We start from the raw sequence: 20959 nt of genomic DNA, 5'->3' as shown, positions 1-20959 counted from the left end.
GCACTTACGTGCGATGCATAAAAAATTGTCAGCGAGGCTTTTTCGAGCGCTACTATTTTTTTAAACTATATCATGATGCCTGTACTGCGTCAAGGTACGTCCCCGTCTTATGTATCCAAATCCAAACTGATGAGCAGGGCCTTATCCACTTTTTCCAGGATTTCCTGATCCAGATGGCATACCTTATCTTTTAACCGTTTCTTATCAATTGTGCGCAGCTGTTCCAACAGGATCACAGAATCCTTCACTACTCCGTATTTGTGGGCATCCAGTGCCACATGAGTAGGCAGCTTGGGCTTATTCATTTTCGATGTAATCGCCGCACAAATCACTGTGGGGCTGTGTTTGTTTCCAACGTCATTTTGTATAATCAATACGGGGCGGATACCGCCCTGTTCGCTGCCGATTACCGGCCGCAGATCCGCATAAAATATGTCGCCTCTTTTTATAATCACTACATTCACACTCCGCTTAATTCTTTCCTTGTCATCCTATAGGCCTTTGGCCAAAATCTGGCCGTTTCCTATAGTATTGCCTGATCTTTTGCGTGTATACTATGTATCCGTGATTTTTCTGCCGACATGTTCTTACACGGTTTTATTCCTCAAAATTATCCCTGGTCTCCACAGTCCTTCCATGCTCCTTATAAACTCTGGGAATCCGCTTCCCCAGATCACATACAAATTCATAGTGAAACCGGCCTGAGAGTCCGGACAACTCCCCTACGCTGATCTCTTCTCCACCATCTGTTCCGATCATGGTCACCAGGTCCCCCTGGGTGACTCCTCCGATCTCTGTGACATCCACCATGAACTGATCCATACAGACTCTCCCCAGAATCTTCGCGCGTCTGCCTCGAATAAGGACTTCCCCTTTATTAGACAGGGTCCGTGGATAACCGTCACCGTAGCCGACCGGAATCGTAGCCACCACGGTTCTTCGCTCTGTGACGAAAGTGGAACCGTAACTGATTCCAACCCCTGCCGGCAGCTCCTTCACGTAAACCACCCGGCTGTACAGAGACAAAACCGGTTTTAACCGCACCGTATTCTTCTCCACTTCATCGGAAGGATACAGGCCATAGATAGAAATCCCTGCCCTGACCGCATCCATATTCGCATCCGGCAGCTCAATAATTCCGGCGCTGTTGGAACAATGCTTCAGTGGTATGGATATCCCCGCTTTCTCAAGCTGCCCCGTAAAATCTGAAAACCGCCGGATCTGCTCATGAACCGATCCCTTATCTTTTTCATCTGCCCTGGCAAAATGGGTAAAAATTCCTTCTACTACCAGATTAGGCATAGCCGCGATCTGCTTTATTTTCTCAATGCTCTCTTTTGTATCCGGGAATCCGATCCGGCTCATCCCAGTATCCACTTTCACATGAATCTTCATCGGTTCATTGGATTTTACCGCTTCCTCCGACAACTGTGCGGCCGTGTCCATGCGGAACACGGTCGGCCGGATCCCCTGGTCCAGAAGTACCTGATAATGTTCTGGAAACACATAGCCCAGAATCAGAATGGGCTTGGTAATATCATGATTTCTCAAAATCAGGGCTTCCTCCGCGGTAGCCACTGCGAATCCCCACACATAGTCATATCCTTCCACCAGGCGGGCGATCGGTACCGCTCCATGACCATAACCATCCGTTTTCACAACGGCAATCACAGACGTACCCGGTGATAAATTTCTGTGCATCTGTTCCATATTATATGCAACTGCATCCAAATTCACTTCTGCAAACACCCTGCTGTAAGTTTTCATGCTTTCCTCCAGTGCCGCATTCACTGCGGCCTTAATATTTCCGAAATGCTATCCACCAGGTCATGTGCCATCAGACTGTGCATTCCGCACTTTTTTGCCGCCGCATCTCCTGCCAATCCATGCAGAAACACTCCAAAAGCTGCCGCCTCCTCCGTCTGCATATGCTGGGCAATCAGTCCCGCGATCACCCCAGTCAGAACGTCCCCTGATCCACCGGTCGCCATTCCGTTATTACCGGTCCGATTGATATAGAGTCTCTGATCCGGTGTGGCCACAACCGTTCTGGCATCTTTCAGCACACAGGTCAACTCATTTTCCCTCGCAAACTCTCCGGCGGTATGCAATAAATCCGATGAGATATCCGATATCTCTTTTCCCGTCAGCCGGCTCATCTCTCCCAGATGAGGCGTTATAATGACCTGCTGCTTATGGTTCTTAAGCCATTCCGGATGCCCGGCCAGCAAGTTCAGCCCGTCAGCATCAATAATCAGCGGTATCTGCGCATTTTTCATGATATATTCCAAAACCCGCAGCGCCGTAAAGCTTCTTCCGAGGCCAGGTCCTACTACAGCCACATCGGCCCATCTGAGGCTTTCCTTCAACGCTTCCAGTGAAGCCTCCTCTTCCCTATAAGTAGTCAGTACCGCTTCCGGAATCAAATTCTGCAAAATTTGGCGGTTTGTCTCACCGGTATAGATCCGGACCAGTCCGGCACCCATCCGATACGCAGCCTTTGCTGAAAAATAAGCCGCTCCAGCCATGTTCACCGCTCCGGCCACCAGAAGAACCTTTCCGAAAGAGCCCTTATTCGAATACGCCGGCCGCATCGGCAGACGCTCAAGATCTTCCTTCCCATACGTATACACACGGGGAGGTTTCCCCAGTCCCCGGCAGTTAATTCCGATATCCTGCGCCGATACTCTGCCTGCATATCCGGCTCCCGGATACAGCAGCAGGCCTATTTTCTCATACGCAAACGTCACCGTCACATCTGCTTTTACAGCGACACCCATCACCCGGCCGTTATCCGCGTTAATGCCGGAGGGCACATCCACGGACAGGACAAAGGCTCCAGACTCATTTACCAGCCGGATACACTGTGCATAATCACCTGTTACCTCTCTGGTAAGTCCGATGCCGAAAATAGCATCCACTATCATAGTATATTCCGACAAAGGCATTTTGCTTACCGGTTCCAGCCCAATTGCACGTAAAATTCCCAACTGCGCAGCCGCCTGGACAGAACACTTCTCCTCCTGACCCGTCAGATACACATCCACCGGTATTCCCTTTTCATGGAGGAGTCTGGCCACCGCCATGCCGTCTCCCCCGTTATTCCCCGTACCGCACACCACCAGGACCCGCTTAAGATCACAGCCACAGGACAAGGCCTCCCGAACTACAGCTAGAGCTGCCCTTTCCATCAGTACCATGGAGGGCAGCCCTACTTTTTCAATCGTATAGTTGTCACAGCATTTCATTTCCTGAGAGTTCAATAAATACTTCAATTATTTCTTCTCCTTTATCTCCAGCTTATGTTCTTCCTCATATCTGGTCAGATTGTAAGACAGACGCATAATGCTCTCGGAGAGATGTACGTTCTCCACCATCACGCCTTCGGGAACATTCAGGTCCGTATGTGCAAAATTCCAGATCGCGCGGACACCATAAGAAATCAACCGATCGGCCACTTCCGTAGCGCTCGTCTTTGGAAGTGTCAATGTCGCTATCTGAATATCATTCTCCTTAATAAACTCTTCCATCTGTTCCATGGGCATAATTGAAATTCCCCGGACTGTCCTGCCGGACAGCTTCGGATTAATATCAAAGATCCCTTTTACAATAAATCCGCGTTTTTCAAATGCCGGATAATTAGCCAGCGCCTGACCCAGATTTCCTCCTCCGATAATGATGACATTATGTTTCTTATCCAGCCCCAGCAGGCGTCCGATCTCATCATATAAATATTTAACATTATAACCATATCCCTGCTGGCCAAACCCACCGAAATTATTCAAATCCTGGCGTATCTGCGACGCCGTCACCCTCATCCGCTCGCTCAGTTCATTGGAAGAAATCCGCTCTACGCCGCTTTCCATCAATTCTCCCAGATAACGATAATATCTTGGCAGCCTGCGAATAACCGCCTTTGAAATTTCCTTCTCTTCCACGGTACTTCCTCCTAGCTCATATCATGCTTCCATTATATAATATCTGCCAAATTATTGTCAAACCTTATTGGGGAAAGTTGGGAATTGGGTTCGCGATTCATGGCTAATTCTTACAAATAGGCTTTAGGGAGGGGACTGGCACCTTTCGGTAGTAAGGCCAAAATTTCAAGCAACTACGTAGAGAAAGGGGCCTGTCCCCGGATGTTGGTCTATTTTAGGAAAAAAGACGCCCGCTTTCCAAAATGTAGGGCCTATTCCAGTCAATATCCGGGGACAGGCCCTTTTCTCCACGTAGTTGCTTGAAGGTCTGGCTTTACTACCGAAAAGTGCCAGTCCCCTCCCAAAAAGGCACGTTCCCTGCCCTCTCAGTCCGGTCCTTAGCCAAATATAAGAAACTATTGAATGGAACCGGCCGCCAGGTTATAATGGTTTCAACTGTATGTGCGGAATACAGAGTTTGGACGAAAGGAATGGGTAGGTATGATATTAGCTTGCCAGAGTATACATAAGGCATTTGGAGAGGAAACGATTCTTTCGGATATTTCTTTTCATATAGAAGAAAAAGAAAAAGCGGCGATCGTGGGAAATAATGGTGTCGGGAAGTCCACACTGCTTAAAATTATAGTGGGGGAACTGACGGCGGATTCCGGGGAAGTGGTAATGGCGAAGGGAAAGACCCTTGGGTATCTGGCACAGCATCAGGAGCTGATCAGCGGACGCAGCATTTATGAGGAGCTGCTGTCGGTGAAACAAGATATCCTGGATATGGAACAGCGGATCCGGCAGACTGAGATAGATATGAAATCAGTGGAGGGGGATGCGCTGGATGAGTTGATGGGGACTTATACCCGGCTGACCCATGAGTTTGAATTGAAAAACGGGTATGCTTATAAAAGTGAGATCACCGGGGTTTTAAAGGGGCTCGGGTTTGGGGAGGAGGATTTTGAAAAAGCAGTGGATACGCTCTCGGGCGGCCAGAAGACCCGGGTGTCTCTGGGAAGGCTCCTGCTGTCCAATCCGGATATCCTGCTGCTGGACGAGCCGACCAACCATCTGGATATGCAGTCGATCTCCTGGCTTGAGACTTATCTGAAAGGGTATCCCGGGGCTGTGATTCTGGTAGCCCATGACCGGTACTTTCTGAACAGGATCGTGACTAAGGTGGTTGAACTGGAACGGACGAAGGCGACAGTCTATCAGGGGAATTATACGGATTTTGCCCGGAAGAAGGCGATGCTTCGGGACGCGCTGGTGAAACAGTATCTGAATCAGCAGCGGGAACGCAGGCACCAGGAAGATGTGATCGCGAAGCTTCGTTCTTTTAACCGGGAGAAATCTATCCGCAGAGCGGAAAGCAGGGAGAAGCTTCTGAATAAGATGGAGGTGCTGGAAAAACCGGCGGAGGATACCGCGCAGATGCGAATTCACCTGGAACCCAGGATTACCAGCGGGAATGATGTGTTGTCGGTGGAGAATCTTTCGAAGTCTTTCCCGCCTCTTGAGTTATTCCGTGGGATTCATTTTGATATTAAGCGTGGGGAACGGGTCGCGCTTATTGGAAATAATGGCACAGGAAAGACTACGATTCTAAAGATTATTAACGGTCTGCTTCCGGCGGACGAAGGGGATATTATTCTGGGGACGAATGTGCAGATCGGTTATTATGATCAGGAACATCATGTTCTGCACATGGAGAAAACTCTGTTCCAGGAATTGTCGGATACCTATCCGGATTTGAATAATACCGATATCCGAAATGTGCTGGCGGCATTTTTGTTTACCGGAGATGATGTATTTAAGAGGATTGGGGATCTGAGCGGCGGGGAGCGGGGCCGGGTGTCCCTGGCTAAACTGATGCTCTCCGAAGCCAATTTTCTGATTCTGGATGAGCCCACCAACCATTTGGATATCGCTTCCAAGGAAATACTGGAAAACGCTTTGAAGCAGTATACCGGCACAGTGTTTTATGTTTCTCACGACCGGTATTTTATCAATGAGACAGCTACCCGGATTCTGGATTTGACCGGCCAGACTCTGGTCAACTATATTGGTAACTATGATTATTATTTATCAAAACGAGAAGAATTAACACAGGTCTATGCTGGCGTAACCAATATAGAGGATGACGGAAATTCAGTATCGGAAAACAAACTTACCTGGCAGCAGCAGAAAGAGGAACAGGCCAGGATACGGAAACGCGAAAATGACCTGCGCAGGTTAGAGGAGCAGATCACCGAACTGGAAGCCAGGGACGCACAGATTGACCAGCTGCTGACTTTGGAGGAAATCTATACCGATGTGGAACAATGTATAGTATTAAATAAGGAAAAAACCGATATCGCAGGACAACTGGAAAAACTAATGATAAGCTGGGAGGAGTTGGCCGAATAGCTATAATGAATAATTGATCAAAACTTGATGCCCACCTGATTGTTTTATCGCTAATTGTAAGTTTTTGTCATCCAACTGATCACTCATTGACATTTTAATCCAATTTATATAACATTTTTTGTGAAGACAAAAGGAATATCTTTCTAGTGATACATGGGAGGAATATCAAGTGGTATTGACAGAACGATATTGCCAAATACTGGAGTATATTCAGGAAAAAAAGGCTGTAACGGTGCAGCAGCTTTGTAAGGAATTATATGCCAGTCCGGCAACCATCAGACGGGATTTAACTACATTAGAAAAATACCATTTGATACATCGGGTGCATGGTGGGGCTATTCTATATGAAAGTGGTAATACAGAACCTGCCTCATCTATCCGCCAGACCAAAAATATCACAGTCAAGAAAAGAATTGGTGATTTAGCCAGCGTGTTAGTGAAAGATTACAGCACGGTCTTTCTGGACTGTAGTACGACGGTTTACTACGCGGCTATGAGTCTAACGCAGATGCAGAAGCTTACGGTGGTTACAAATGGTTTGAGTTGTGCGCAGTTTTTGTCTCAACAGACCGATTGGGATATCTTCTTTCCGTCTGGTAAAGTAGAGAGCCAAATGGGAAGTACCACTGGGAGCGATACAATATTGGCATTATCTAAATTCTACGCGGATTTTGCTATCATATCCTGCACCGGGCTGATCCCCGACGGGATTACGGAAGCCAGTGTCGACCAGTCCCGCTATAAGCTAGCCATGCTGGAAAATTCCCAGACCCGGATTCTGCTGTGTGACAGTACAAAATTCGGAAGCCGTTATTTCAGCAGAACCTGTGGTTTTGATTACATCGACTATCTGGTGACGGATATAAAGCCTCCGCCGGAATATGTTGAGTTATTTGAGAAAAACAATTGCCAGATTATTTATCCTGAAGAAGATGAATAATCTTCACTGATTGAATGGCTTCTATTTTTTATATAGGGGCTGTTTTTTTATTGCTATGATGATCGTGCGATGACGGAAAGGAAGATTTTTATTCCGGCATGATCATTTCTAATCGTTACATGAGCGTTTTCTGATCGCATGTAAGTATTTCTCATACTGTCGCTCTCGCATTGACTTTTCCCCTGATATCTACTAAATTTTTAAATATAAACAAATTGTTAAGTGACTGTTAAAATTTTTTTGTAATTATTTTACAATAGTTTTATTAATTATTTTGTTAAATTACATCGATGTAACTTATAAATCAATCCTAATATGTTGGAGGGTGATCATTTTTACGGAGACCAAAGTAATCAATTATTTAACCATTTTTAGCAGCGTAACAATTTTATAACTTATGAGGAGGTTTTTTATGAACCGAATGTTACGGAAGAGTATCAGTTTGTTACTGTCCGCCGCCGTGTTATTGCCGTCAGTCTTGACCACCGGCTTTACGGCTAAGGCAGAACCCTCAGCAGCTTTAACTTTTAAGGAAGTCTGGGGAATGGATGGTATATCAGGTGAGGATTTATCAAATTCGATCGCAGACCCGTTTGGAATGCTGGGCGGTGGAAAATACTCCTGGTCTCTCGGTGAAGGAGCCGGTGTAAACGGAAGTAATGCTCTGGCCTTTACAGACCTGGCAGGAGAAGGTGCTTACAGCGATTGCGATCTACGCTATCATATGCTGCCGGAAGGTACCAAAAATACCGACTGGAGCGGAGCACAGGAATTATGGTTTTATGCTGATATGAGCAGTTTTGGTTCTGAATCAAGTCAGATCCGGTTTGCATTTCAGGAAGAAATGTTTAAATCAGATGGCAGCGGCAATGGCCTCCATGCTCTCGCCTTAAGAAATGGGGCGGCCTACGGAACCAACGATGGCAGCGGTTGGAAAAGCGGAACCGTAAGCGACAGCTGCGTAAACCTGGAACCTGGTTTCCGGGGCTTTGTCAGAATCCCTCTGGACAGTTCCACATTCAACGCTTACTGGATGGGTGATGACACGCTGTATCTCAAAAATGTAAATCAGTTGAATATGCATATAAATGGCAACGGAACCACACAGAATAAAACAGCTTTGATTGACAGCTTTGGTGTGGTCGGTAATTTCGACGATGGAACTTCTCTTCCTACGGATACGCCGCCTACGATCCAGCAGGCCTGGAGTATTGAAGATATGGACGACTCCATTCTCACCGTTGCCGAAGGTGGTATGCTTGGAGATTATTCCGGTATGTCATTAGGAGACACTCCTACCTGTGGTTTATCTGTAGCGGCAGGCAAAGGCGTGGATGGTTCCAACGCACTTGCATGGTCAAGTCTGAACACCCGTGACTGGTATGGAGATCTGGATTTCAGACTTACTGCGGCACCGGGGGCGGTTATGGACTGGAGCGGCGCAACCGAAGCATGGTTTTACGCGGATGCGTCAGAGTTTGGTGATTCTGCCCAAATTCACTTCGCTTTCCAGGAAGGCACCCATGATGATGTCCTTCATGCGATGGAACTGAAGTCCGGAGTGGTTTTCTACGTACAGAATGGTGATTCCTGGCAGACCAAAACAGTCGATGACAATCATCTGATCGTTCTGGATCCCGGGTTCAGCGGCTGGGTACGTGTTCCTTTAAATAACAGGACATGGTCTCAGTATTTTAGTACCCACGGGGAAGACGACGGCAATTTATACTTACATAATGTGAACCAGTTAAATATGCGCGTAAACGGCAGTGACGCCAATGTTGGCACAGCGATTTATTTCGACGCGTTCTCCTTCGTCGGCGACGTAGGCGGCTTAGAACTGCCCGTAAAGTCTAACGATAACCCGGCCGACGTTCCTGCATTCAATGATGCAATTACAGGGGATCCGAATCTGAGCTGCTACAAAAACAGCGCCACATCCATCATAGACTGCAGCGCTGCCAGTGTAAACGGCAGCTCCGTCAGCTATCGCGTCGCTTCGGCACCTCAGAATGGACAGGCATTCATTAACGCATCCAACGGGACCCTGGTGTACACACCGAACGCCGGTTATTCCGGTCCCGACAGCTTCGTCATCAGTGCCACGGATAATGTATTCCGGACTGCTTCTTTAGTTCTGAATGTAAATGTCAGTGAAGAAACCGATCCCGATCAGGGTGAAGTAATCGATCCTACAGAGCCAGAATATCCGGCAGACGACGAGATTCCGATGAATCCTCCGTTAATGGCTCCGAATACCAAGCGTGCTTCCAGCCATTTGACCGACCTGAATCTGGAAGGTTACGCAGGCGGAAATATCCAGGGAAATATCGACAGCTGGCTGCTGCATGCTTTAGAAGACAACCCGAATATTATTGAACAGATCATAAGCACCGGAACTTCAAACCAAAATCCGACCCTGGCTTCCGTCCTGGGTGACGCATTCGGAATGTTAAGCGGGAGTACTTACCGGCTTACCGTGGCAGCCACCGGCGGAGATGGAAAAGCGATTCAATGGAATCACAATAAGCTTGCTCCGAAAAATGAGTACAATGATATAGATCTCAAATTCGGCAGCGATCTCAAAGCGGCTACGGACTGGAGCGGAACAAAAGAGTTATGGTTCCAGCTCAATGCCACCGAATTAACGGAAGGTACCCTGGATATCCGATTTGCTTTCGAGGAGAGCAACACCTCCACGGATAACGGCCGGGAATCCTGGCAGTTAAAAGAAGGCCAGACCATCCGTCTGTGCGCAGACGGTACCAATTGGATAGATATTAAAGTAAATGCGAACCGTACTTTTTCCGTACCTGCAGGCTTCGACGGCTGGGTAAATATACCCTTCAGCGCCGATTCCTTCGAAGTATACTGGTCTGAAAAAGGATCAAACGATGTGATCGACCTGAAAGACGTCCACCAGTTCCAGATGCATTTCAAAGGAAATGACAATACCTTAGGAAAGAACTTCTACTTCGATAACTTCTCTATCGTAGGAGATGTAAAAGGTTCTGCAGATTCCCCCGCTCCCATGTCCGGTGATGATACCTTTAAAACCGTATGGGATCTGGAAAATATCCGTGAGGGCGGAAACGATTATACCGGAGCTTTAGTACCCTGGTACAGTGAATTCCCTGGAAAGCTCTTAACGGGAATGGCCTATACCTACCGCTTATCCGATGATCCCGCTCTCCTGGAAGCCGGCAATCAATTGGTCGAAGAATTAACCAACGCGCAGGGCGACGATGGATATCTGGGCATCTACACAGGCAGCGCCCGCATGGGCGGCAACGGAGCCAACTGGGATGTATGGAATCACTATCACTGCATCTACGGTCTCTATGACTGGTACCGCCTGACCGGTAACGAAACTGCGTTGAAAACTGCGATTAAGGCAGCCGATTATATCTATGAATATTTCGTAGAAGGCGGAAAGACCTTTGATTCTGCTGGCAGCCAGACCATGAACCTGGGTATCAGCCACGTATTCGCACTGCTGTACCAGTATACCAGCGACACCAGGTATCTGAACACGGCGAAACAGATCATCGTGGAAGACTGGCCCAAATCCGGTGACTGGTTAAATAACGCCCAGGCCGGCAAAGAATACTATGAGTCCAAACTGCCCAGATGGGAAGCATTACACACGATTATCACACTTGGCTTATTATATGAGATTGAGGGAGATCCGATTTACTATACCGCGCTGGAGGATATCTGGTGGAGTATCGCCAAGACCGACCGACACAATGACGGCGGATTCACCAGCGGCGAGCAGGCTGTGGGCGATCCTTACAACACAGGCGCAATCGAAACCTGCTGTACCATATCCTGGATGGCACTTGGAACGGAATATCTCCAGCTGTCGAAGAACTCTTATGTAGCGGATGAATTAGAGCTCTCCTATTTCAACGGAATGTTGGGCGCTCTGTTGGAAGACGACAAATATGTAACTTACAACACTCCGATGGACGGCAGAAAAGTGGCCTCTCAGGTCGACATTGCCTTCCAGTACAACACCGGTTCTCCTGACTTTAACTGCTGCCAGGCAAATGCCAGCCGTGGTTTGGGTGAGCTTTCCCAGTGGGGCGTGATCGGAAATGATACGGACCTGTACCTGAATTACTACGGTCCTTCCGCGGCCAACACACTGACTCCCGGCGGAAATGCCATCACCATTAAGCAGGAAACCGAATATCCGAAGGATGGCGCGATTAAGATCACCCTGGATATGGCTAAAAACGAAGCATTCAACTTTAACTTACGTATCCCGGTCTGGTCCTACACGAATGCGTTCAAGGTCAACGGCGAGGAAATGAAAAATGTAGTTCCCGGCGAATATTACACCATCAACAGAGAATGGAAAAACGGTGATGTAATCGAGCTGGATCTGGAAATGAGCGTTCACTACTGGCTGGGCGAGAAAAACTATAAAGGTTACTCTTCCGTATACTACGGCCCCATCCTCTTAACTCTGGATTCGAACTACAGTGATCTTGCAAGAGATGCCGCAAGATTCCAGACCACAGACCTTAAAAAGATGACCGTCTCCGACGGCAGCGGCGAAGGCTGCTGGCTCTTCTTTGAGACTAAGACCGTGAACGGTATCCCGGTAAAACTTGTGGATTTCGCAAGTGCCGGACAGGATAACAGCACCTATTACAGCTGGCTTAAAGTAAACCACAATATGAATTATCTGCCCAATGTAAAAGGCGGAAACCCGGTTTGGAACAATTCACCCGACCTTCCGTCCTACAGCGTAACAACGGGTAATACCGATGGTGGAAAAGTGAAGATTCAAAAGGAAAAAGTCGCATTCGGCGGTTCCTCCAGCTTTACCATCACTACAGATAAGGGATACACCTTAAAAGACGTAACCTTAAACGGAAAATCATTGGGAGTCATTACTTCCTATGATCTGACTAATATCCGACAGGATTATAAGGTATCTGCTGTGTTTGTCAAAGAGGGTGGAGAGCCTACACCTACTCCGTCTCCTACACCGACACCGGATCCTGATAATCCGACACCGACACCGGATCCTGGTAAGCCTACGCCTACCCCGGATCCCGGCAAACCTACACCGACCCCGGATCCTGGTGATAACAACGGTTCCGGCAACAACTCCGGTTCCGGCAATAACTCCGGCTCCGGGAACAGCGGCTCGGACAGCACCACCAATGCGCCTTCCACCGGTGACACATCACCGATTATCCCGATCGTAATACTTCTGATCGGTTCGGGTGCAGGTATCTTCTTCTTCCTGAAACGGAAATCCCGTGCATAGGAAGACCGTAAGAATAACAAAGCCTTTATCTAATTACTCTTCCAAATAATCATGAACGAAAAATCCCCCAAAAGCTTCACCACTTTTGGGGGATTTTTCCATGCTTATTGTTCTACTCCTGTACCACCCAATAACTCTGTCCGGCCTCAGGATCCAGCAAATCAGCCTTATTAAAGATCACCCTGTATTTTTCACTGCTTACCCCTTTACGAAGTCCCTGAGGGCTTCCGGCTATCTGATACAGGTCTTTCATTGTAATCAAATGCTCTTCTCCCACCTCCAGAAGTCCGGCAACCAGTTCCGGACGGTGGCAGATCTCCCTGACCGGCCGGTTCAGGCTGTCCAGGCCTATGACCCCCACCACTACATCACTGCCGGGGAAAATAACCGGCTCATGTTCTGCGGGGGCTTTCAGCGGCCGTCCCTTTGCCCCGTCAGCTTCCACGATCAGATAGTCCGGTATCTGAACCAGCTCCGGATACAGCCCTTCCTCCATACCGGTGATTTTATTTCCCGGAACACGCCTGCCTACAGTCAGACACCGTTCCAGCTCAAGCATATCGCGCACACGCCGCAGATCCTTTGCTCCCTTCACTTCCACAAACTGTTCCTGCGGACACCACAGATGAGTGGTGGTCGTCATCAAAACACGCGCGCCCCGCTCGGTCAGCTCTTTTGCCAGGCGGCACATCGTGGTGGTCTTTCCCCCGGCCCCTACAATGGAAAATATTCTGTCCCGCTTAAGATCAATACGCAATTCTTCCAGAAGAGATACCCCATAAGGGCGGTCTATATCCCTAAGCTCTCTGGCCTCCTCTGCCTCGATCCAGGTACAGTCCTCCATGTGCCTTCGCACTACCGCCTTGCCGCCTCTGTCCCCTTCCAGGCTTCTCAATTCATCCAGATAAGCAGCAGAAAAAATCACCGGGTTTCCCGGCTCCTTACCGTTCCTCACAAACGCGATCCCTTTCTTTGAATTTTGGAACCCTGCGATGAGCCTTTTCATGGTGACCGCCTGCAGATACGGCTGGTCACAGACGGCGAACAGATATGCATCCGAGTCCCCAGCCTGGTTAAGCCCCAGACGTATGGAACGGGAGATCCCCAGCTCCGGCTGATCATTTCGGACCACGATCCAGTCGGTCTGACACAGCTGACACTGAATCTCCTCATACTGGGTGACAATAATTTTCCGGTAAAAAGAAAAACCAATCTCCGGAATCCGATCCAGGATATTCCGGTACATTGGTTTGCCATTTACCTCTGTTAACAGTTTGTTCCCGCCATAGCGTCTGGCGCTGCCGGCCGCCAGCAGAATCACACTCAGTTTCATACCTCATACCTCCAGCTTCATCTGCGCCTCTTCCTCCGCCTGCGCTTTAAAATCCTCCAGCTGTTCCGGATTCACGCTGGGCAGATCCTCGATGGAATGTACTCCGAACGCCCGCAAAAAATCCTCCGTCGTTCCAAACAGGATCGGCCTGCCCGGAGCATCCAGCCGCCCCACCTCACAGACCAGATTATATTCGATCAGTTTGTTCACCGCGTGATCGGACTTCACGCCCCGTATCTTCTCGATATCCAGCCGTGTCACCGGCTGCTTATAGGCGATAATGCTGAGGGTCTCCAGCAGCACATCGGTCAGTACATACTTCCTGGGCTGTTTGGCTATCCGGATCAGCGCCTCGTACATCTCCGGCTTCGTACACATCTGGAAGGAGTCCTCCAGCTCAATAATCTGGATTCCCCGGTCCTCCGCCTTATATTTGTCCATCATATTATGTATAATCTTTCTGGTTGTCTCTTCATCATGGCCGATAGCCACAGCGATCTTCTTAAGTTCCACGGACTCTCCCATGGTAAATAAAACCGCTTCGATGGTCGCTTCTATTTTCATAAGTTCCACTTCTTACTCCTCTGCCTTACGCCGCGCTGATCTGTATATCATCAAAAATATGTTCCTGCATGATCCGGATTCTGCCCATCTTCATGAGCTCCAGGACAGCCAGAAAAGTGACGATCACCTGCATCTTGCCCGCCTGTTTCTCAAGCAGCTCCCGGAAACTGAAATCCGGATGTTCCACAGCGTATTGTTCCACATAGGCGATCTTATCAGTCAGGCTGACTTCTTCCTTCTCTATTTTCCCAAACTTGCTCCGGACCGGGTCTATTTTGTCCACCTGTTTCTTAATCACGGATTTGAAAATATAATGCAGCTTCGTCAGGGTCAAATCCCCCATCAGTTCCGTCAAATCCACAGGCTCCACATACTCTTTCACTTCATCCGGCAGGGTCGAGGCCTTATACAGCGCTTTTCCCGCATCGATCTGCCTATCCCTCAGCTCATAAGACATATACTTATACATCTTATATTCCAGCAGCTGTTCCACCAGCTCCTGTCTGGGATCTTCCTCTTCACCCGCCTCATTTACTTCTTTCGGCAGCAGCATCCTGGACTTGATATCGATCAACGTCGCCGCCATGACCAGGAATTCACTCATCACATTCAGATCCTGACGGTGCATCTCCTCAATATATTCCAGATACTGATTCGTAATCTCCACAATCGGTATATCATAAATATTTACTTTATTCTTATCAATCAAATGCAGCAGCAGGTCCAAAGGACCCTCAAACGCCTGTAACTTAACCGGTATACCCATGTCCCTCTTCCTTTCACTCCTGTTATTGTACTAAGAAATCCGCCGGAATGCAAGAAATTAGCGGGATTAGTTTTCTGAATTTCCGAGGGCCATGGGGGCGGCTTGGGTTGAAATAGGGCCGGAGCGGGCCGGTGCAAGGGGGAACCCTGGGCAGGGGCACAAAAGGAGCGGGAGCCGAATCGCTTCGGCTCCCGCTCCTTTTGTGCCCCTGCCCAGGGTTCCCCCTTGCACCGGCCCGCTCCTCTTTTGGTTCATGCTCTGCAGGGCTTGCCGATTTCCTTTATATTGGGACGATTATCTGATATTGGACGATAATTTGTGATTGAGAGGCAGTTTTTTTAGAATATCAGTAAGACTAGCACCAGGGATATGAGAGGTGTTATGGTTCCAAGCAGAAGCTGTGACGGCGTATGCCGCTTCATAGCCAGACACGCCCAGTATACTACCGGCAGGATCAATAGTGCCCAGTATCCGTTGAGACCACAGAAATGTACCAATAAAGCCACAGGCCCCGCTACACCACAGGCATGCCCGCTTGCTTTGATTTTCAGTAATTTATTTAATATAGAGAGTATTACACCGGATATCAGATAAGTCAGATATATCTGACAGACTCCTTTCGGCGCATCCCCAGCAAAGGCAAATACCGTTCCACAGACATATCCTGCTACCGCCATAATAAACGCCAGTTTCCTCTGTCCGTCCCTTCCCCTGTCCCGAAACCCGGGCAGCACTTTCTGCAGCGGATAAGCCAGCAAAGGCAGCACCGTCAGAAACAAGATCGCCATCAACAGCTGAAATAGCCCTCCGAAAATCAAAGGTCTCACCAAATATAGTAAAATCAACGTAACCAACGCCACAACCGGCGCTACTGTTATCATCCTTACGATCTTCGCCACTCTCATCTTTACATCCGTCTCCATAAACCATCCATCCTTTCTATCCCCGAAAAGTTAGCTTCACGAAATTCCCCACTAAGACCAGACTATTCGCTTCTTGTCCACCATATGCTCATTTTTTCATGTTTCACTTCATTAAATATCCCACGAGACTCATTCTGTTATCCAGCCATTTATGTTTTAAAATCACTAAATATCTAGCCATTTAATTTCCCTCGCGCCACGCGTCTGTATCGCATCACGTCACGACATATTGCATTGTATTATATTATACTATACTATGTAGTATTCAATACTATATAGTATACTCTAGCACTTCCTTCTATAATTGTCAAACTATATACTTATTAATCCCATCAACTATATTAATTATAATTACATACTTACATCAGCTGGTTCTCTAAGTATAAATGGATACATAACAGCTGCTGCATATTCATATATCCGTATTCTATCATGCGATCCAAACCGGACAGATTTATACGCTATCCTCCATATTATGAACAATAATCTCCATAGCCAATCGCATATATTAATTTAAACATCCCATAAAACCTAAATCCCCCATAAACCAACACATGTACCCATCCACAAAAAACACCTCGCTGACTATTTTTCAAGCATCGTACATAGGCAGCTAAATAAAGCTGCTAAATGCTCATAGCCAGAATAAACACTCTAAAAAAACGTCCCCCTCCGCCCATACCAATGTAGGTACTGCGGCCTGAATGAACTTGAGAAGTTGATGGCCTGCTCCGGTGTTACCTGGCGGGGAGGGGTATTTTCGGGCTCCCGGATGGGGGAACGCGGCTCTGCCGGGGACGGGGGGATGGTATTCCCTCTGCCGGTATAGGGCGGCTGAGCTGCTGCTTAGTGAAATCCGAAGGATGGATTCAGGATGCCCGGCGGACTCCACGTCCGACGGGCAAGAGCCTCTGAGCCGGGAACGCATCATGCGTTCCTGGCGAATAGGCTCGGTTCCTGAATCCATCCTTTGGATTTCACTTAGCAGCAGCCAGCGGCAAGCCCTCCGCCAGAAGAGGGAATACCATCCCCCCGTCCCCGGCAGAGCCGCGTTCCCCCATCCGGGAGCCCGAAAATGCCCCTCCCCGCCAGGTAACACCGGAGCAGGCCATCAACTTCTCAAGTCATTCAGGCCGCAGTACCGGCCCTTCCCAGCGTCCCCCTGGTCCACTCCTTAAGTCCCATTCCCACTTTTTTATTAACATTCTATGAATTTTTTTTCATTTTTATTGGCCCGGCCTCTTTTATGTGGTATCATAGGAAAGGAATATGTGAAAATTGAATATTGTAGAAGGAGGTCAATGAATGAACGACAACAGCATTTCTAAAATTACCCCCGAAATCCTGGACCTCGCGAAAATGTGCGTGGATACCAGCCTCATTAATCCCGAATTGTATACGAAATATGAGGTAAAACGTGGATTACGTGATATCAGCGGAAAAGGTGTTCTGGCCGGTCTGACCGACATTTCCGAAATCCGTTCCTACACCATCATCGACAGTGATATGATCCCCTGTGAAGGAAAACTTTTCTATCGTGGTATTGATATCGAAGAAATTGTCAAGGGTTTTATCAAAGAAAACCGTTTCGGTTTTGAAGAAGTAACTTATCTTTTATTATTCGGTAATCTCCCCAATCAGCAAGAATTAAAGAATTTTACAGATTTACTGGCAAATTATCGGACACTGCCTACCAGCTTTGTCAGGGATATTATTATGAAAGCTCCCAGCGCGGATATGATGAATACTCTCGCCCGAAGCGTATTAACGCTGTACGCTTATGACAGCCAGGCGGAGGACACTTCCATCCCTAATGTTTTACGGCAGAGTTTACAGATGATCAGCCTGTTCCCCTTGCTGTCCGTATACGGTTATCAGGCTTACAGCCATTATCACGATGGAAAGAGCCTGTTCATCCATTCTCCGCAGCCTGAATTGTCCACCGCGGAAAATATCCTGCATATCCTGCGGCCTGACAGTAAATATACCGCTCTTGAGGCCAAACTGCTGGATCTGGCTCTGGTGCTTCACATGGAACACGGCGGAGGGAATAACTCTACTTTTACAACCCATGTGGTCTCCTCCTCCGGAACCGATACCTATTCTTCCGTGGCGGCATCCCTGGGTTCCCTGAAGGGGCCTAAGCATGGAGGTGCCAATATTAAAGTCGTCAAGATGTTCGAGGATATGAAAACTACCATTAAGGACTGGACCGATGAAGAGGAAGTAAGCCTCTATCTGCGCGCTCTTCTGCATAAAGAGGCCTTTGACAAGGCTGGCCTGATCTATGGTATGGGGCATGCGGTCTATTCCCTTTCTGATCCCCGTGCCAATATCTTTAAAGCTTTTGTGGAAAATCTTTCCAGGGAGAAAAACCGGATGGAGGAATTCGCCCTCTATTCCCTGGTTGAACGTCTGGCACCACAGATCATATCCGAAGAGCGCAAAATCTATAAGGGTGTAAGCGCCAATGTGGATTTCTACAGCGGCTTTGTCTACAGCATGCTGGATCTTCCCACGGAACTGTTCACTCCGATCTTTGCCATAGCCCGTATCGTTGGCTGGAGCGCGCACCGTATCGAAGAGCTCACCAACGGCGGAAAGATTATCCGTCCCGCCTATAAGAGCATAGCGATACATAAACCCTACCGGCCTTTGACAGAAAGGGAATAAGATCGGGAAAATAAATAACCGATAAATATCTGATCATAAAAAGCGGCTTCTCCTATTCGGAAAAGCCGCTTTTAAAGAATAATCTATTTACTGTATAAGAAAATCACCAAAAGGTTTTCATCGCCTTTCTGGTACACAGGGCAAACCAGACCAGAGCCGCGAAGAAAACAATCATCCCGATAAAGATAGCGCTCCCTATCTGAAGAACAAAATCATTGATCAGGCAGATCCCCCCGTAAACCGTGGTAAACAGGGCAAAGATCAGCGTTCTTGGCCCCATGTAGGCCAGATATCCCGGAAGATCCTTGCATTTCTTCATATCCACATCTTTGGATACTAAAAACCCGGTTTTCACTTCCCCTTTGACCTTCATCAGGTACCACGCATACAGGCAGTAAATACCGCAGCCGAATACGATCACGTCCAATAATACAAACATACTGTCCATATCTTTTACATCCCTTCTTATTTTATTCCCAGATAGTTCTTCACAGTGTTCTGCATCTGATCTGTATCACAGACATCCCTGTGCAGTACCGGAGCGCTTCGGATATCCTCGATCGCCTGGGGTACGGGAACCCTGGAAATTTTCTCTAGTTCATCTACCAGTTCAAAATCCGTCATTGCTTCATATTTCGGATCGATAGCATCCATCACGCTTCTGGTAAATTTGTACGGGCTGGCCGTGGAGGCTATCACCGTTTTTTTCTCATCACGGGTATCCGCCTTGTATTTTTTATATACTTTGGCCGCCACCGCGGTGTGAGGATCGATCACGTATCCTGTGTCTTCATAGATCTGACGGATAACACCGGCGGTTTCTTCCTCCGTGGCGAAATTACCGTAAAAATCTTCCAGCTGGGAACGCATCTCAGCTGTAATCTCGTATTTTCCACTGGTTGAGAGTTCCCGCATCAGCGCCCGGTTCTTCTCTGCGTCTGCTCCCGCAATTTTATAAATCAATCGCTCCAGATTACTGGAGATCAGAATATCCATAGACGGGGATGAGGTAAGCACAAACTCCCTGTTTCTGTCATAATCGCCGGTCTTGAAGAAATCAAACAGGACTTTGTTTTCATTGGACGCACAGATCAGTTTATCGATCGGCAGTCCCATCTGTTTTGCATAATAAGCCGCCAGTATATTTCCGAAGTTACCGGTGGGAACCACCACGTTTATTTTTTCATTTTCCGCGATCTGCCCATTTGCAAAAAGTTTCGCGTAGGCATAGACATAGTATACGATCTGCGGTACCAGCCGTCCGATATTAATGGAATTCGCGGAAGAGAACTGATATCCCGACTGCTCCATCAACGCCGCAAGGGCTTTATCGCTGAACATGGCCTTCACGCCGTTCTGGGCGTCATCAAAATTGCCATGTATCCCCACGACGTATGTATTATCCCCCTTCTGGGTCACCATCTGTTTTTCCTGAATGGGGCTGACACCGTTCTTCGGATAGAATACAATAATCTTTGTTCCGGGAACATCCGCGAAACCTGCCAGCGCCGCTTTTCCGGTATCCCCGGATGTGGCCGTCAGAATCACGATCTCGTGGTCCACCTGATTCTTCTTTGCCGCGGTTGTCATTAAATGAGGCAAAATCGACAGCGCCATGTCTTTAAACGCGATCGTAGAGCCGTGAAACAGCTCCAGATAATAGGCGCCGTCCGCCTTCGTCAGCGGAGCGATTTCCTCAGTATCGAATTTACCGTCATATGCACTGTTGATGCAGTGCTTTAACTCTTCCTCGGTATAGTCCGTCAGATATAACTTCATGACTTCGTAAGCCGTCTCCTGGTAGCTCATACGTGCCAGCGCATCTAAGCCTGTTAAAAGCTTCGGAATCTCCACCGGGACAAATAGCCCGCCATCGTCGGCAAGACCCTTTAAAATAGCCTCCGACGCCGTCACAGTGATATCCGCAGTTCTCGTACTTTTGTATAGCAAATCCATACTTCCCATCCTTTTCTCGCATCGATTTGTTCGATTTTTGATATCATATCTTTCAGCATTATATCACACTCCACTACCGCGTACAAGTAAAAAGAAACTCTGCCTGCTACCCCTGAAATGAAAAAGTAAATTCCACTCTCTTTTCTTGCGGTAGCATTTACTTCTGCACAGTTGATATTTACTCTTTC

The 20959-nt window shown here is 47.9% G+C and carries 15 protein-coding genes and 2 pseudogenes; 6 read left to right on the top strand and 11 right to left on the bottom strand.

Features of this window, described 5'->3' with window-relative positions; all coding sequences use genetic code 11:
- Positions 1–107: 107 nt before the first annotated feature.
- From KTH90_RS22360 to KTH90_RS22345, 4 genes are all read right to left on the bottom strand, one after another.
- Positions 108–455: a type II toxin-antitoxin system PemK/MazF family toxin gene (locus KTH90_RS22360; protein ID WP_158346919.1), complete on the bottom strand. Its 348-nt coding sequence runs from the start codon at positions 453–455 to the stop codon at positions 108–110.
- Between the two features lie 142 nt (positions 456–597).
- Positions 598–1767 (bottom strand): alanine racemase, encoded by a 1170-nt coding sequence (alr, locus tag KTH90_RS22355; protein ID WP_158355301.1) that lies wholly within the window; start codon positions 1765–1767, stop codon positions 598–600.
- A 20-nt stretch (positions 1768–1787) separates the two neighbouring features.
- A complete protein-coding gene (locus KTH90_RS22350) occupies positions 1788–3275 on the bottom strand; it encodes an NAD(P)H-hydrate dehydratase (protein WP_158355302.1) in 1488 nt (495 codons plus the stop codon).
- Positions 3276–3938 carry a redox-sensing transcriptional repressor Rex gene (locus tag KTH90_RS22345; RefSeq protein ID WP_158355304.1) on the bottom strand — a complete coding sequence of 221 codons (663 nt, stop codon included), beginning with the start codon at positions 3936–3938 and terminating at the stop codon, positions 3276–3278.
- 537 nt (positions 3939–4475) lie between these two features.
- Between KTH90_RS22345 and KTH90_RS25610 the strand changes: the two are divergent.
- The 5 genes and pseudogenes from KTH90_RS25610 to KTH90_RS22330 form a co-directional block, all read left to right on the top strand.
- A pseudogene (locus KTH90_RS25610) lies at positions 4476–4928 on the top strand (ATP-binding cassette domain-containing protein); the annotation flags it as partial.
- Positions 4929–4997: 69 nt separating this feature from the next.
- Positions 4998–6329, top strand: coding sequence for an ABC-F family ATP-binding cassette domain-containing protein (locus tag KTH90_RS22340; protein WP_456318767.1), 1332 nt, complete (start codon positions 4998–5000; stop codon positions 6327–6329).
- A gap of 139 nt (positions 6330–6468) precedes the next feature.
- Positions 6469–6666: pseudogene (locus KTH90_RS25605) on the top strand (DeoR family transcriptional regulator); the annotation flags it as partial.
- Positions 6652–7269, top strand: coding sequence for a DeoR/GlpR family DNA-binding transcription regulator (locus tag KTH90_RS22335; protein ID WP_456318766.1), 618 nt, complete (start codon positions 6652–6654; stop codon positions 7267–7269). The pseudogene KTH90_RS25605 and the gene KTH90_RS22335, both read left to right, overlap by 15 nt.
- A 412-nt stretch (positions 7270–7681) precedes the next feature.
- Positions 7682–12556, top strand: coding sequence for a beta-L-arabinofuranosidase domain-containing protein (locus KTH90_RS22330; RefSeq protein ID WP_238727502.1), 4875 nt, complete (start codon positions 7682–7684; stop codon positions 12554–12556).
- Between the two features lie 112 nt (positions 12557–12668).
- Here KTH90_RS22330 and yqeC read toward each other — a convergent pair whose 3' ends face one another.
- The 4 genes from yqeC to KTH90_RS22310 all read right to left on the bottom strand — a co-directional run bounded on the left by yqeC (position 12669) and on the right by KTH90_RS22310 (position 16142).
- Positions 12669–13889, bottom strand: coding sequence for a selenium cofactor biosynthesis protein YqeC (yqeC, locus tag KTH90_RS22325; RefSeq protein ID WP_158355312.1), 1221 nt, complete (start codon positions 13887–13889; stop codon positions 12669–12671).
- A gap of 3 nt (positions 13890–13892) precedes the next feature.
- Positions 13893–14453: an SMC-Scp complex subunit ScpB gene (gene scpB / locus KTH90_RS22320; RefSeq protein ID WP_275061477.1), complete on the bottom strand. Its 561-nt coding sequence runs from the start codon at positions 14451–14453 to the stop codon at positions 13893–13895.
- Between the two features lie 25 nt (positions 14454–14478).
- Positions 14479–15219, bottom strand: coding sequence for a segregation and condensation protein A (locus KTH90_RS22315; RefSeq protein WP_158355315.1), 741 nt, complete (start codon positions 15217–15219; stop codon positions 14479–14481).
- A 338-nt stretch (positions 15220–15557) separates the two neighbouring features.
- On the bottom strand, positions 15558–16142 hold the full coding sequence (locus tag KTH90_RS22310) for a hypothetical protein (protein WP_158352769.1): 585 nt from the start codon (positions 16140–16142) through the stop codon (positions 15558–15560).
- A gap of 1305 nt (positions 16143–17447) precedes the next feature.
- On the opposite strand from KTH90_RS22310, the gene KTH90_RS22305 reads away from it, so the two are divergent.
- Positions 17448–18815: a citrate/2-methylcitrate synthase gene (locus KTH90_RS22305; RefSeq protein WP_158352770.1), complete on the top strand. Its 1368-nt coding sequence runs from the start codon at positions 17448–17450 to the stop codon at positions 18813–18815.
- Positions 18816–18918: 103 nt separating this feature from the next.
- Here the strand turns inward: KTH90_RS22305 and KTH90_RS22300 are convergent, their stop codons facing one another.
- From KTH90_RS22300 to KTH90_RS22290, 3 genes are all read right to left on the bottom strand, one after another.
- Entirely contained in the window at positions 18919–19263 is a 345-nt protein-coding gene (locus tag KTH90_RS22300) for a hypothetical protein (protein WP_158352771.1), read from the bottom strand.
- 17 nt (positions 19264–19280) lie between these two features.
- Complete coding sequence (gene thrC, locus KTH90_RS22295) at positions 19281–20771, bottom strand: threonine synthase (protein ID WP_158352772.1); 1491 nt, start codon at positions 20769–20771, stop codon at positions 19281–19283.
- The coding region (locus tag KTH90_RS22290; protein WP_238727501.1) for a hypothetical protein at positions 20726–20959 on the bottom strand (234 nt) is incomplete at its 5' end. The genes KTH90_RS22290 and thrC, both read right to left, overlap by 46 nt.

It is taken from the genome of Diplocloster modestus, assembly GCF_019042245.1.
In the GTDB taxonomy this organism is placed as follows: domain Bacteria; phylum Bacillota; class Clostridia; order Lachnospirales; family Lachnospiraceae; genus Diplocloster; species Diplocloster modestus.
The sequence above is the reverse complement of the archived record's forward strand: the minus strand, read 5'-3'. Positions and strand labels throughout refer to the sequence as shown.